Genomic DNA, 14,629 nt, shown 5'->3' with positions numbered 1-14,629 from the left:
TTTTATTTGTGATAGTATACTTTTATAATACTTAGGAGCTGAAACAATGAGAATACTGATAACTGGGTTTGACCCATTTGGCGGTGAACAAATGAATCCTTCTTTTGAAGCAATTCAACTATTGCCCGCCTCCATTTGTGGGGTCTCTATCATAAAAGAAGAAATTCCTACTGTTTTTGGAAAAGCAAAATCCGTCATGGAACAATTGATCGAAAAGCATCAACCAGATATCGTGATTAATGTCGGTCAGGCTGGAGGCAGAAATTCTATTTCATTTGAACGTGTCGCAATCAATATTGACGATGCGAAAATCCCCGACAATGAAGGAAACCAGCCGCTTGATTGCGTCATTCAAGAAAATGGTGCACCTGCTTACTTCACACAATTGCCAATTAAAGCTATGCTACGCGCCTTGACTGAAGAAGGGATTCCAGCTACTGTTTCGAACACTGCAGGAACTTTTGTCTGTAATCATATTATGTATCAAGTCCAGTACTTAATTCAAACCCGCTATCCTACTCTTCAAGCTGGCTTTATTCATGTTCCTTACATTTTGGAGCAGAAAACATCTAGTAATCATGCAGCCTTTTTTCTTCCACTAGAAACGATTGCTGCAGGCATTAAAAAAGCTATTGCCACGATTATTGAGTATCAAAATCAGCCGGATATAAAAGAAGTTGGTGGTCAATTGTATTAAAAAAACATGTGCCCCTTGCATAAGCAAGAGACACATGTTTTTATTTTATCAACTATTTTGTTGCTTCAATCACTTTCGTATTGCTCTTAGGGCTTGTTTTGTAGAAGATTGCATACAAAATTGCACATACAATCGGAATAATGGCTGCTACAACATACAATCCTCGGAATGAAAAGAGACTACGTAATTCTCCCATCACATATGGGCCAACACCAAGACCTAAATCCAAGCCAATGAAATAAGTAGAAAGGGCAATTCCTACACGATGGCTTTCGACTTTTTTCAAACAAACTGCTTGTCCATTTGACATAAAGGTTCCATAACCAAGACCTACAAATCCACCTGAAACTAATAACATCCAACTTGAATGAGTAATACTTAATGACAGTAAACCTAAAGTTAAGAAAATATAACTTGGATACATAACATAATTTTCACCCTTATTATCAAAAATACGTCCTGAAAGCGGGCGTGTTGCTGTAATTACAAGTGCGTAGACAACGAAGAAAAAGGAGCTTGCTGAAACCAAATGAATGACTTTTGCATATGAAGATAAGAATGATAAAACACTTGAGTAAGCTAAGCCCATTAAAAAGGCAATCCCCGTAATAAACATTACTTTGTATTCAATAAAGCTACTAATACTATTATCTTTCAACATTTCCTTATGTTCATCTGATAGCACCAAATTCTTAACTGGTACTGCAAAACAAGCAATTGTCGTAATGAAAATTAAAGCAATAGAAAACATCGTTACAAAATAAAAGCTTGTCGTATTCATCAAAATCATTCCAATAAATGGTCCAATGGCCGCTGCCAAACTTGTACTTAGTCCATAATAATTAATTCCTTCTCCTTTTCTCGAATCAGGAATATATGCTGTAACCGTAGCGTTTGTAGCAGTTGAAACTGTCCCATAAGCAAAACCATTTAAAAAACGAACAATGAATAAGATTACTAAATTAGGCATATAAAGATAGGCAATTGTTGTTGCTAAGTAAAAGATTGCTCCGTAACGCATTACTGCCTTTCTTCCATACAGCTCTAAAGTTTTACCAAAATACAGACGTGCTAACAGTGTCCCGATAATATAAATACCAGAAGCAAGTCCGGCTTGACTAAGTGAAGCATGAAGTTTGTCTTGTGCAACTGCTGCAATGATAACCATTAATAAATAGTATACAAGATAAACGACAAAATTAATTAATGTAATACTGATAAACCCTTTATTGAATAACTTTTCTTCCACTTTTTCTTCCATAATTCCTCTTGTCACCTTACTTAATTTATTTGTCCAAATTCAATCAAAAATAAAAAATAAAAAATGCTTAAAAACAAAAAAACTCACTTGATTGTCCTCTAGTCAGCGCCTACAATAATTTAAAATTCAGCAAAACCAGCTGTCGCTGCGCTAGACAATTCTGGGAAAAATTCCATGCCATTCCTCCTTCAAACGAATTCAATAGGTTAATTGCTACTATACTAGAAATGCGCCAAAAAAAAATCTATTTTTGTGTATGCTAAATTAGAGTAACATTTGTTACACTTTTTTGTGGTTTTCATCTGTAGCAAGATTGTGTATTTTTAAAGAAGATTTACTTTGGGAAAAGGTTTGGTTAAGTAAAAGTAATGAGCTTTTACACTTAATAATGAAATGGTTAAAGGGAGTAGAAACAAATGGACAGGTCAATTTTAAAAAAATATCTTGAGGAACATTCATTTCCTATTATCGTGAAGGAACGTAAAAAATACCTGACATACGAAGGTCTGCAAGACCGACATGCCTATATATTGAAAAGCGGCATCATCAAAACGAGTGTCATTTCAAAAGATGGTCGTGAATTCAATTTAGAATATATCAATAGTTTGGAAATTGTTTCTCTATTAAAAGATGAGTATTCACAATTTATTGATGCTCCTTTTAATATCCGCGTTGAATCTCAAACTGCCGAACTTTATCAAATCGATCGAGTGCAATTTTGGCGTGATATCAATAACAACTTAGACCTGCAAGCCTATGTAAAAGATTATTATCGCCTGCGTCTGATGCGTTCTATGAAAAAAATGCAACAAATGCTGATGAATGGCAAGTTCGGAGCAGTTTGTGCACAACTTTATGAGTTATATGAACTTTTTGGAGTAGAAGCTGGTGATGGGATGTATTTGATTGATTTCATGGTAACCAATGAAGAAATTGCTCATTTTTGTGGAATTGCTTCTGCTAGTAGCGTCAATCGTATGATGCAGCAATTAAAAGATTTAGGGGCCATCGAGATTTGTAATCGCCGGATTTTGATTAAAAATTTAGCTATTATAAAGGAAAATATTATTTTTTAGTGTTTCATTTATCTGAAAATTACAAAAGAGATCAGTTCCACCTTTTAAGGGTGAACCTGATCTCTTTTATTACTTACTCGGTACAAAAAGAGGTACAAAGTCAGCTAAGTACTCTAACTTTAATGGTAGTTCTGGTCCTTTATCACCGTCAATTCGTGAAAAAATTTTGTGTTGCTCGTATTCAATTAGTGGTGTTAGTTCTATTTTTTTTGATTCTATGTAGGTTAGACCACTTGCCCCTTTAAATTTTCCTTTGATGACAAAATAGCCTAATTGAACTAACTTCCCAAAAGTCATATTATTTAAGATGCTCATATGAAACTTATCGACTGATGAGTCAATATATTCGAAACCACCGATTGAGTAGGTGGTTGTGATCAAAGAAAACCATACTTTCAGTCGTTCTTCTTTCTCATCTGTTTTGACCAAAACCTTATGTGAACACCCTTTCCCAAATTGCTTCAATGCCTTGATAGGGTAAATGATTAGTCCCCACTTCTTTTTTTCACTCTGTCTGACATCATTAGACATGTCTGCAAATGCGCCAAATGTAAAAGAACTCACAATTCCTTTTTTTGTGTGCCTTTCATCTTCACACACACCTACACCTACCGCTTGCTTTTTGCCTCGGAGAATCACTTGCATTGCTTTTTCCATATCCAAAGGAATCTGCCAATGTCTGGCAAAATTATTGACCGTCCCGCCGGGGAGTATCCCTAAAGGAATGGCTTTTCCTTTTTGCACAAATGCTGTCACTACAATATTGAGCGTTCCATCTCCACCAATTGAAACAATGGCATCGTATTGATCAATCGCAGCTTTCACTTTTTCAAGAGCAGTTTTTTCATCTGGTGCAGTTAAAAAAACAGCCTCAATATTTTTATCACTTAGTTTTTCAAGCAGTTTTTGTGCCAGCTCTTCCGCTTGTCCATTTCCCGCATTTTTATTAAAAAAAATCGCATATTTCATCTGTATTCCCCCGTAAACAGCCTATATAGTCGACTAACAACTAGATTTTACTTTAAGTGTATGCTACTTATTGCAAGAATACAAATTTCCTAATCTGATTTAACTAATAGTTTATTGTTGATATAAACACTTTTTAATTTAGCTATTTGATTGTATCGTTGTCGTGTTCAGCAAATCTTTCGCTTATTATCTGAAAAAATTACTTTTTATGCTTAGCTTGACACTTACACCCAAGATAACAACACCAATCAGTACCACGCTATATGATGGAGCTTTGCTGCCAGTTTTTGGCAATAATTTTTTTTCTTCCTGCTTGTTATTAGGCGAAATAGCGTTACTTGGCGTACTAGTTGTATCTGTTAGTTTTCGACTTTGTGTACTACTTGTTGATTTACTCGCTTGATTACTCGAGTCAACATCTGTCCTAGCTGTAGAACTCGAAGCTTCATTTATTGTACTGCTTGTCGTTGTATTTTGTGGATAGTTTGTTGTTTGAGTTGAAGAGATAGTTGTTTCTGAATGGTGGGAAGAACTCTCTTCAACTGAACTTGTTGTACTCGTTTCTGTTGCCGCAACTTCTGAAATTCTTTTTTCTGCAACATAACGAATTGCTTGATTCTTAAAGGAGCGGACAAAATCAACTGTCGCACTTAAATCTTCTGGTCCTTGAACTGGATTTTCTCCAAGCTTTGCTAATAAATACTTATCCGAACTATGTGGATACATATAATTATTAACCGTTACTGTATATTGACCATTTGGCTCCACTTTTTGACCGTTTGGCAGATACATATCTATTACTTGTCCGTATTTTCCCAACTTGCTATTCCAAGTGTAAAAAAAACCGCTAATGCTTACATCTGCTCCATAACTACTAAATTGACTATTAATAATTTCTCGCAAATCCGAGCCGCTTATCTCTAATTTAACAAGAGTGTTATTGAAGGGTTGAATATTAAATAAATCATTCCACGTAATAGTCCCAGCTTTTAAATTGTCACGAATTCCTCCACCATTCATCAACGCAAAATCGCTGTTCATAGATGCTCTCATTCCATCTGCAATCAAGTTACCAAGAGCGTTATCTCCAACTAAACCTTTCGTTGCATATCCTCCTTTCATCTCAAGGTCTGCTTGACCGATTACTTCATTTAATTTAGGACCAGCTTTTTCTTCATATTTTGCTAATATAGCCGCTACTTGCGGATCAGGCGTCACATTCTTTTGAACAACATCCACAATCTCTGCAGATTTTTTCACCACATCTCCAGTTTTTTTATCAAGTTTTATCTCAACGTCTGCAAAAGATTTCCCATATTCCCACGCTTGCACAATCAATTTATTGTCAACTACTGCATTTAGCTTCACATGGTTATGGGCTGCAAAAATGACATCCACTGCACTGTTTACTTTCTTGGCAAGTGTAGCAATTTCACCTGTTGCACCCTCTCCAGATTGTACCCCTGGTACATGCGCCAAAACAACAATTGCTTCTACTCCTTGTTTTTGAAGCTCCGTTGTATACTGATTAATTGCTGCTGCTTCATCTGTAAATCGAATATTTTCATTTCCTTTACTGATAATCATATTTGGCGTAGCTGTCGTCGCAACACCAATAAATCCAATTTTGACTCCTTGCACCTCTTTAATTGCGTATGGTGGTAACACAAGATTTCCAGTATCTTTGTACGATATGTTCGCTGCAACTACTGGGAACTTCATTCCAGCATAGCCTGGATTTCCATTTATATGATTTCCTCCATTAATCATTCTGATTAGCTCAGGGACTCCCTCATCAAATTCATGATTTCCTACTGTTCCTACATCAAAACCAAGTGATTGCATGATTTCAACCGTTGGTTCATCTTGAAAGAGCGCCGAGGTCGGAGAGCTTCCTCCAATCATGTCCCCAACATTTACTAAAAGTGAGCTTGGATAGCGCGCTTTCCTTTGTCTTAGATATGTTGCTAAATAGTCAGCGCGTCCCAGTAGCTGATTATTTACAGTATACTGTTCTGTGATTTTCCCGTGTAAGTCATTCACACTTAGCAGATGTAAATCAATCGTCGGTTCTTCTGAAGAATCCGTTGTTTCAGCTGGAACTACTTCATTTGAAGAGCTGCTTTTTGCAACTGTATTCGTAGTTGCACTGATTGCCTTAGTTGCAAAACCTAAATTGCGAAAGTCATCTTTCGCCTTTGATATCCATTCGCTACCACTATCAAATAGATCCACCCAATTTTTTCCCTTTGTTACTGTACTTTTTCTAACAAAGGTTTGATCCGTCCCCCAATTTTCTCGTCTGCCAATCACACCAAAAGTATCCAACACTTGATTTTGTTTTTTCAGTGCAACCGTATCATCTCCGCTAAAATTTACTACATTACTTTGAATATTAGAAACTTTTTTAACTTCTTCCCCTGCCAAAGGATGCCCCACTACGTAAACAGCTCCGCTTGACAATTGCCCACTCAACTGTAGAGAATTTGTCGGTTCAGATGCACCACTTGAATAAAGGGCTAAAGTATATTGACTCAAGTCGACTGATTGATCCGTTCCATTGTATATTTCAACGGCCTTATTATTGGCACTGCCTTCAACATACTCTGAAATATATAAATCGGTTGCTTGTGCTTCGGTTGTATCTGCCAGTGTCTTCGTATCATTTAAAACTGTTCCAAATAGTAGTAAACAAATAGTTAAAAATAAACGTCTCCCTTTCACTTTTTTCATTCTTTTCCCCTTTAAATTTTATTTTCTTTTTGTAGAAACCGCTTACTCAAAGCAAAGATACACTTTAAATTCTTTCTACTAAAGACAGATTAAATTATACGAAACAGATGTAAAAATCCAGTATAAATCATGTGAATTTTTTAAAGATAACCCTTATTAGAAGGTTAAGATTCTTTCAAAACAAAAACAGGACATAACTTTTGAGTTATGTCCTGAGCTTTTAGTATCTGAGTATGTATTGCTCGTAACAGCAGTTCCCTTAAAAATAAGTTATATAAGTTATAATTCAACCCAATTTTAAAAAAGCTTTTGTCAGGGTGTTACTTTTTTCAAAATTGAACGCTCCTGTTCTCATTGTTTTATCTCCAAAAGTAAGATTCTTAGTTCACTTAATTGATTGAATCATCCTCGCCACATCTTGATCGTAGTCGGTTGGCAAGGACATTGATTGGGATTTTTATAGAAGGTTATCGCCCCATCATGATTCGCTTGATACGTCACAATAATCGTTCCAGCCATCGTACCATCAGTACTAAAGCTTAGAGTGATACTTTCATAATCCATAGACACAGAGACTGTATACGGGAAGACAGCTGTATGCTCAGGATTTTTATGAACTGCTCTTTCAATTGGTTGTTGACGAGTTCCATAAGAATGCACTAACGCTTCTATAACTCGGGCATTTTCAATCTGTTCATCAGAGTATCCCAAAAAAGAACTTGCTTGTTGACTAACAAATGTTTGCACCGAGGTACTCTTTGTTGCTATTGAAGAGTCCTTTATAACAGCTGAAGCTGCCGTACTAGTTGTTTTAACGGTTTGTTTATTCTTCCCACATGCAGCCAATAATCCTAAACAAAGGCATACTCCCATCAACTAATTGTTAATTAAGTGGGAAAAGTCAAACTTGGTCGCAATTTTTTATAAACCAGATACTTTGCTTAATCGAGCGATAAACTCTTCTAGCTTGCTCTTTAGACATCCTATACCGCCTCTCAAAGACTGCCCGTACTTCTGTCGTCTGCTGTTTCCGATTATTTCTCCGAAACGATTGCACTTGTTTTAAACTGTTCACTTACATATTTTGCATAAGTTTGGTGTGTTTTTACAAGTTCAGTATGTGTGCCACTTCCAGTAATTTGGCCCTTTTCAAGAAAATAGATCCTATCACTATCTACAATCGTTGCTAATCTGTGTGCAATCACGAGCGTCGTACGCCCTTGCATCAAATTAGAAAGTGCGCGTTGAACTTTCATCTCAGATTCACTATCTAAACTTGCGGTCGCTTCATCTAGCATCAAAATTTTAGGATTTCTTAAAAAGGCTCGAGCAATAGCAATTCTTTGTCGTTGTCCACCAGAAATTTTGACACCACGTTCGCCAACTTCTGTATTTAGTCCTTCCGGCATCTCCTCAACAAATCCACGCGCATAAGCTAGCTCTAAAACTTGCCATAAGTCTTGATCAGAAAAATTTTGCGTTAACCCATAGGTTAAATTCTCTCGTATTGTGCCCGCCATAATAGCACTATCTTGTGAAACAAAGCCAATTTGAGCGCGGTAATTACTCAAATTCATGGCTGAAATCCTTGTATCTCCAATTGAGATAGTCCCACTAGTAGGCTCATAAAAACGTTCTAACAAACTAAAAATAGTCGACTTTCCTCCACCAGAAGGTCCTGCAAATGCAATAACTTCATTTGATTTTGCTTTAAAAGAAACATTTTTTAAAATGAGCTCTTCCTGGTTATATGCAAAGTCGATATTTTTCACATCCAGTGTTTTTCCTGTTACATCCATCTCAATACCACCGGTAAGTTCTTCTGACTCCTCTTCAAGCAATTCTTGGACACGTTTGGTCGCACCTGCTGTTTTTGCTATCTCTGTAAATAAAGTAGCTAGACTAGAGATTGAGCCAATTAAGTTAAATAAGTACATCAAAAAACTTAGTAGTGTTCCAATTTCCATCTCACCAATTGCAATACGATGCATTCCATAAATTAATAGTCCAAAGATTAAGCTCATCATGATCATCATCATAAAGGGTTGAATCATTGCATCAAAAATAGCTTCTTTACGCCCTACTTTGAATAGTTTATTCACTTCATGGCTTCCTCGTTTTTGAACTTGCTCTTCCGCATTTGACGTTTTCACCAAACGAATCTCACTCAACGTTTCATTTGCAATGCCACTAAATTCAGCTAATGCATCTTGACGCATGTGCCCTACTTTTGAGCCAAATGTAAAAATAGGAATCATCGTAATCACAACAACCGGAACAGCCACAAGCATTGCCAGACTCATCTTCCAGTCCATTCGAAACATCATATAAATAGAACCAATGACCAGTATTGCACTCGATAATGTTTGAGGAAAAGTACCAGCCAGAAGCTGTTTCACTTGAGAGGTATCGTTGACAAGTCGACTAGAAGTTTCCCCTGCCTTAGTTGTATCAAAATACTTTACTTTTAATGTCGTTAGTTTTACCCACAGTCTCTTTCTTAAATTCTGAATAACATTTTCTCCAAAAATCCCTAAAATTGTTCCACCAATCGCAGATAAGATGGCGGATATCACAAACATTCCCACGGCTTGAAGCATCAATGTATAATCAATTTTTTTGGCAAAACTATTGACTAATGTCGCAGCTAGTTTTGGGACATAAATCTGAATTCCCGAAGAAAACATCAATAAACCAATTCCTATGATCAACAAATACCATTTGGGCTTGGTGGACACTACCAAATGTGTAAATGCTCTTAGTGAAAACTTGGATGAGCCTTTCTTTAATCGCTGTTTAGCTTGTTTCTTATTACTCATTCTTCATTGCCCCTCCAAAAACGATTATTTCTACCGAATCCTCTTCTGAGCATTTCCTCAGAGAAGCCATCTATTTTGCTTCTTTTAAGCATCTGTTCACGTGCTCGTTCAAATTGAGTGGACATTGCACCCAATTGTTGCCACCTGTCTTCATTTCCAAATTGCTCTTTTAGCTGACTTTGAAACACTTCACTGGATATATTTTCAATCATACGCGTGAGGTATTCCTCTAAATTGTCAACCTCCTCTTCTTTGAATCCGCTAAATAGTTCATCTATCAAACCAGAAGAAACCGTGTCGCGATTTAAAATACTGTCTTTCCCTTTTTCAGTTAGTTTAATCAAGATAACTCGCGCATCTTTTTCTGATTTTATTCTTTCGATTGTGCCATTTGTTTCTAACTTCTTGATAATTTGGGTAACACTGGACGGTTTGATATCTAGATACTCCGAGATTCTTCCAGCTGTCACTTGTTCTTCTTTTTCTAACAATAACAGGGTTTCAAACGCATTATCTTTTTTTCCCTGAACTTGATTTGCAAAGATTAAAAAAGGCTGATGGGCTACCTCTGTTAATTTTGATAGGATCTTTTGTTTCTTCATAGTCATAACTCCATCCGATTTTTATTTAGTTTTATAAATATTAACAAACTAAATATTATCATATCTATTTAGTTTGTCAAATAAAAAGCTAAATAAAAAATACGAAGCGAAAGCAACACTCACTTTCGGTTCATATCCATAGTTAGAAAAATATCGTAAGCTATTACACCTAATGACCAATCTATCTTCTGTTAGAAATATCCATATCCACTGCTTAAAAATACTTTAAAATCCTGATATTCAACTTTTTACTGATAAAGCTAATCACGACAAGCGTCAAGTAATGAAAGAAAAGAACCACTAAAATTGCTAACACCAAAAAAGTGTACATCGGCAAATCTTCTTCCACAACTTTTGCTAACATTATAGGCGGAACGATGGTTAAAAAATTAATCAAGATAACACAACCATATCTTGCATTTTTATAAAAATAATTGAGATACTTGACCTTCTCAAATAATTTATGCATCATATCCCTCCTTGCTAGTTATTGAATACAGTATAGCATCTAAAAGAAGGACCAACTTAAATTGTGCAATATATTATACACAATCGACTTTTCATTCCATTTTTCTTTTGACTAGGAGAGTGTAAAAGAAGGCTTTATCTCCGAGAAATACATTAAAAGAACTGCATCTACAGATGTCACTTGTTTAGATACTAAGAGCCTGAGTTTTTGATTGAGGACCCAAGCTCTTTTTTATTTTTCTCTCATAAAAAAACTCAAAAGTTAGCAAAAATAGCCTAACTTTTGAGTTTCTACTCTGTCTGATTTATCTAAGATTCTACTCTACAAACGGTTCTTCACCGAGTGCCTGTTGCGCCGCCAAGTTTAATAAACTCCATTGACGATCAAAACCTGGTTGGAAAAAGAAATCTGCTTCTGCCAAATCTTCTAGCGACAATTTTTGCTGAATCGCTAAGGCTAACACATTGGCTTGTGCTGTTATATCATAAGTTGACAATACCGCACCACCTAAAATTTGGTGTGTATAAGGATCAAAGAATAGTTGTACACTAACGCTATGATTTCCATGCTCATTCGGAACATATTTTGGTCTTAGTGTATCTTCATAATAAGAAGAATGCACCTCTACTGAAGCCTTATCTGCGGTAAAACTATTTAAGCCGCTTGTTGCAAAGTGATAGTCAAACACATTAAGTGCGGACGATCCCACAAGTCCTCCAAATGGTTGAGCAGGAACTTTTTCAAACAAATGTTTGACAACATAGCGCGCTTGTCTTCGTGCAATCGTTGCAAGTGCGATTGGCACTTTTTTACGCGCAGGAATTGAATAGACAAGTGTCGCATCTCCAACTGCATAAACATCCTCTACATTTGTCTGTAAATACTCATTTGTATTAATCCAGCCGCGATCATCTAAATCAATCGTTCCTTTTAGCCATTCCGTATTAGGCTTGACTCCAGCTGCTTGGATAACAAGATCTGTTTCAATGGTCTCTTTTGACGTTTTAACCGCCACAACTTTTTCTTTTCCTTCAAAAGCTTGAATTTTGGCACTCGTAATAACATCTATTCCTTTTTCTTTTAAATGTTTTTCAAGAATATCCGTCAATTCTGGATCTAAGTATGTACCGAGCGGGCGATCAATCACATCCAAAATAGTTACTTCTTTGCCAGCCTTACGACTTGCTTCTGCTGCTTCAATTCCAATATAGCCAGCTCCGACTACAGTCACATGTTTGACTGTTGGGTCTTCTAATTTGGCTTTGATTTTAGTAGCCCAATCATACCCACGCATTAAATAAACATTTTCCAATTCATTACCTGGTACTGGCAAAGCGTTAGGCTTCACACCTGAACTTAATATGAGCTTGTCATAGTCATATTCCTTTGTTTCATTGCTAACTGAGTTGAAAACCGTTACTTTTTTAGTAGTGGTATTGATTGCTTTCACTTCATGATTATTTAAAATAGAGACATTTTCTTGCGGGAAATTTTCAGGTCGAAAATTGCGCACATCTTGAACATCTGTTACTTCATTTTCGAGATATAGCTCCATCCCACATGACATAAACGAAATGAAATCACCGGCTTCAAACAATGTAATTTCCACATTATCGCCATAACGAGACAGCAGTTCTAATATTGATTGGTGTCCTCCATGTGATGCTCCTACAATGATAACTTTTGTTTTTTCCATCTTCACCTTGTCCCCTATCTTTTATTTATAATTATTACAATTTAAGCGTACCATGGATAACTTTTAACTTCAAAAATTATGCCCTGAAAAATAAAGAAGAGTCAAAGACATAGCTTTTATGCTATGTCTTTGACTCTTCTAATCTGAATAAACATTGAGAATCGAATTCTTCAAGCCAATCTCAGTTTTCCAAGCATCCTTACTCGTTACTAGTTGAATTAGCTTTCTTTGTATAGGTTGCATCAAATTTTACTTCTGGATAGCTTGAGGATTTCTTTTGAAGCAATGGCTCTGTTTTTCCTTCCAAGTATTGATCAAAAAAGTCACTTACATAGGTTCTTGTAATATCAACCGTATGATAAGGGGTCAGACCTCTAGCAAACAAGTAAGGAGAGATAAACGCTATTTCTGTGAAGCTTTGATGGTAAAATTTATCTACAGTTAAATAATAAGTATCATTTGTGCTTTTACTCATTGCCGATTTTAAATCTGGTTCAAATTCTTCGTATGAAACTTTTTCTTTAATTTTTGAATTTGGCTTCAAGCTTTCAGCCGTATTTCCCGACATAATATACATAAAGGGTTGCGTAACACCTTTACTTGAAACAGTCCCCCAAAATCCACCTTCAAGACTAACACCAGCCTTAATTCTTTTATCTTGAGCTAAAGCCTCAGCGGTCGTTGCACCACCAAACGAGTGACCAAACATCCCAACTTTATCTAAATCCATTTTCCCTGTAAATTTACTGTTATTTTTATTCCATGACTCTAATTTATCCAAGACAAAAGAAACATCCTTAGCACGTACCGCAACGCTCTTCACATTATAATCGTAAAGTCCTTTAGAAGTTGAAAACTTTGGATCTGCTTGATAATAAGCATTTTTCCCATTTGCCAGCGTTACTTTGGCAGAAGTATACGGATGATCCATTCCTACAACGATGTATCCACGACTGACTAATTCTTCAATCGCTGACATACTTTGATATCTTGTTGACCGAATTCCTGGTGAAAATAAGACAACTGGATAATTTTTCTTTTTGTTAGAAATTGTCGCATTTTTTACTACATGAGTTTTCACTAATGACAAATGGCTAAACAATTGTTTTGGCAAGTTAAAGACTAAGCTGATTGCTTCGCCCAAACTGTCCGGATAAGATTCTTTTTCTTTTTTCTTTTGTGCACTTTTGTCAGTTGGATACCAAACACTGACTGCAACATTTCGTTTATCAGTTGGATTCTTTGTAAAGGTTTCTGAGCGAGAAGAATCGACTAGAACCTTTGTTGTTTCTCCTATACCATATTCACCAGTTGGATTAGGCATGGTAAAAACAGGTAAAACACTGCTTAAGACAACAGATACCGCAAGAAATGCAAGTGCTATTATTGTGCTAATCACTCGTAAAATAACGTGTTTACGGACGCCATTTGCTGCTTTTATTCGATAAAATAACCCAATTAAAACCAACACACCAATCGTATAAACACCTACCATTTGAATCCGTGCATGATCAATAAAAAGATGTAGCAAGCCAAATACAAGCACACTTGAAAATAGCCACGCATATATTTTTTTGCTCCATTTCCCCCAAATAGAAAAGCAAGTAGCAATAACTACCACAACAGAAAAAATAATTTCTAATACTCTCATTTTTTTCCCTCCTATGAAATAAGTTTGTTGAAAATCATTCAACTTCAATAGTATAAAGTATGAAGTATACTTCAATGTCAATCGTTTTTATGTTAAAACCTCAGTTTATTTTATAAAAATATGCTACACTAAAAAAAACTAGATATTTATTAATTAAGGGAGGTAAATCCTATGGAACCTATGACACGTGGAACACTCGCAAAAATGGCTGGTATGAGCAGCTCTACTATTCGTTATTACGAAGACTGTCAGCTGTTACCCAAAGCAAAGCGTTTAGAAAATGGCTATCGTATTTACTCAGAAGAATACTTGATCATGCTCAAATTTATCAAAGATGCTAAAAAGCTCGGTTATACACTCAATGAGATTCGTGAAATTTTGGCCATGCTTAATAGTGAGATGCACCCTGAAGAATTAAAAAAGCTTGTCCACAATAAAATTGAAAACATTGAACATAAGATAAAAGATTTACGTGCCATGCAAAAATTACTAGCTAGCTTACTTACCTTTTCTGATTCAGACATTCATAATTACTTGAACACTTTCCGTTAAATTGAGTTTCTCCTTCAATTTCCATCGCAACGGACAAAGAAGCGCTTTGCTATTTCAAATAGTCCAAAGCGCTTTTTACTTGTCCCAATTTACACAAAACTAAC

12 protein-coding genes are annotated in these 14,629 nt (G+C 36.0%); 3 read left to right on the top strand and 9 right to left on the bottom strand.

Going from position 1 to position 14,629, the window contains the following annotated elements:
* Positions 1–46 precede the first annotated feature (46 nt).
* A complete protein-coding gene (pcp, locus tag CBF30_RS08900) occupies positions 47–697 on the top strand; it encodes a pyroglutamyl-peptidase I (RefSeq protein WP_126825406.1) in 651 nt (216 codons plus the stop codon).
* A 52-nt stretch (positions 698–749) separates the two neighbouring features.
* Here the strand turns inward: pcp and CBF30_RS08895 are convergent, their stop codons facing one another.
* A complete protein-coding gene (locus CBF30_RS08895; protein WP_126825403.1) occupies positions 750–1,958 on the bottom strand; it encodes an MFS transporter in 1,209 nt (402 codons plus the stop codon).
* Between the two features lie 416 nt (positions 1,959–2,374).
* Here CBF30_RS08895 and CBF30_RS08890 point away from each other — a divergent pair, with 416 nt between their 5' ends.
* Positions 2,375–3,034, top strand: coding sequence for a Crp/Fnr family transcriptional regulator (locus tag CBF30_RS08890; protein ID WP_126825400.1), 660 nt, complete (start codon positions 2,375–2,377; stop codon positions 3,032–3,034).
* Between the two features lie 69 nt (positions 3,035–3,103).
* Here CBF30_RS08890 and CBF30_RS08885 read toward each other — a convergent pair whose 3' ends face one another.
* From CBF30_RS08885 to CBF30_RS08855, 8 genes are all read right to left on the bottom strand, one after another.
* Positions 3,104–4,003: a diacylglycerol/lipid kinase family protein gene (locus CBF30_RS08885; protein ID WP_126825397.1), complete on the bottom strand. Its 900-nt coding sequence runs from the start codon at positions 4,001–4,003 to the stop codon at positions 3,104–3,106.
* A 186-nt stretch (positions 4,004–4,189) separates the two neighbouring features.
* Entirely contained in the window at positions 4,190–6,736 is a 2,547-nt protein-coding gene (locus CBF30_RS08880; protein WP_126825394.1) for a 5'-nucleotidase C-terminal domain-containing protein, read from the bottom strand.
* A 402-nt stretch (positions 6,737–7,138) separates the two neighbouring features.
* Positions 7,139–7,483 carry a hypothetical protein gene (locus CBF30_RS11845; protein WP_170168962.1) on the bottom strand — a complete coding sequence of 115 codons (345 nt, stop codon included), beginning with the start codon at positions 7,481–7,483 and terminating at the stop codon, positions 7,139–7,141.
* Between the two features lie 287 nt (positions 7,484–7,770).
* Positions 7,771–9,555, bottom strand: coding sequence for an ABC transporter ATP-binding protein (locus tag CBF30_RS08875; protein ID WP_126825391.1), 1,785 nt, complete (start codon positions 9,553–9,555; stop codon positions 7,771–7,773).
* Positions 9,552–10,157: a MarR family winged helix-turn-helix transcriptional regulator gene (locus tag CBF30_RS08870; RefSeq protein WP_126825388.1), complete on the bottom strand. Its 606-nt coding sequence runs from the start codon at positions 10,155–10,157 to the stop codon at positions 9,552–9,554. The genes CBF30_RS08875 and CBF30_RS08870 overlap by 4 nt, the downstream gene beginning before the upstream one ends.
* A 214-nt stretch (positions 10,158–10,371) precedes the next feature.
* Positions 10,372–10,626, bottom strand: coding sequence for a hypothetical protein (locus CBF30_RS11995; RefSeq protein WP_245975053.1), 255 nt, complete (start codon positions 10,624–10,626; stop codon positions 10,372–10,374).
* Positions 10,627–10,942: 316 nt separating this feature from the next.
* Positions 10,943–12,322, bottom strand: coding sequence for an FAD-dependent oxidoreductase (locus CBF30_RS08860; RefSeq protein ID WP_126825385.1), 1,380 nt, complete (start codon positions 12,320–12,322; stop codon positions 10,943–10,945).
* 199 nt (positions 12,323–12,521) lie between these two features.
* Positions 12,522–13,973 (bottom strand): alpha/beta hydrolase family protein, encoded by a 1,452-nt coding sequence (locus tag CBF30_RS08855; protein ID WP_126825382.1) that lies wholly within the window; start codon positions 13,971–13,973, stop codon positions 12,522–12,524.
* Between the two features lie 171 nt (positions 13,974–14,144).
* Here CBF30_RS08855 and CBF30_RS08850 point away from each other — a divergent pair, with 171 nt between their 5' ends.
* Positions 14,145–14,525 carry a MerR family transcriptional regulator gene (locus tag CBF30_RS08850; protein ID WP_126825379.1) on the top strand — a complete coding sequence of 127 codons (381 nt, stop codon included), beginning with the start codon at positions 14,145–14,147 and terminating at the stop codon, positions 14,523–14,525.
* Positions 14,526–14,629 lie beyond the last annotated feature (104 nt).

The sequence above is a fragment of the Vagococcus entomophilus genome (assembly GCF_003987595.1).
In the GTDB taxonomy this organism is placed as follows: domain Bacteria; phylum Bacillota; class Bacilli; order Lactobacillales; family Vagococcaceae; genus Vagococcus_E; species Vagococcus_E entomophilus.
This window is presented reverse-complemented; position numbering and strand designations above follow the sequence as displayed.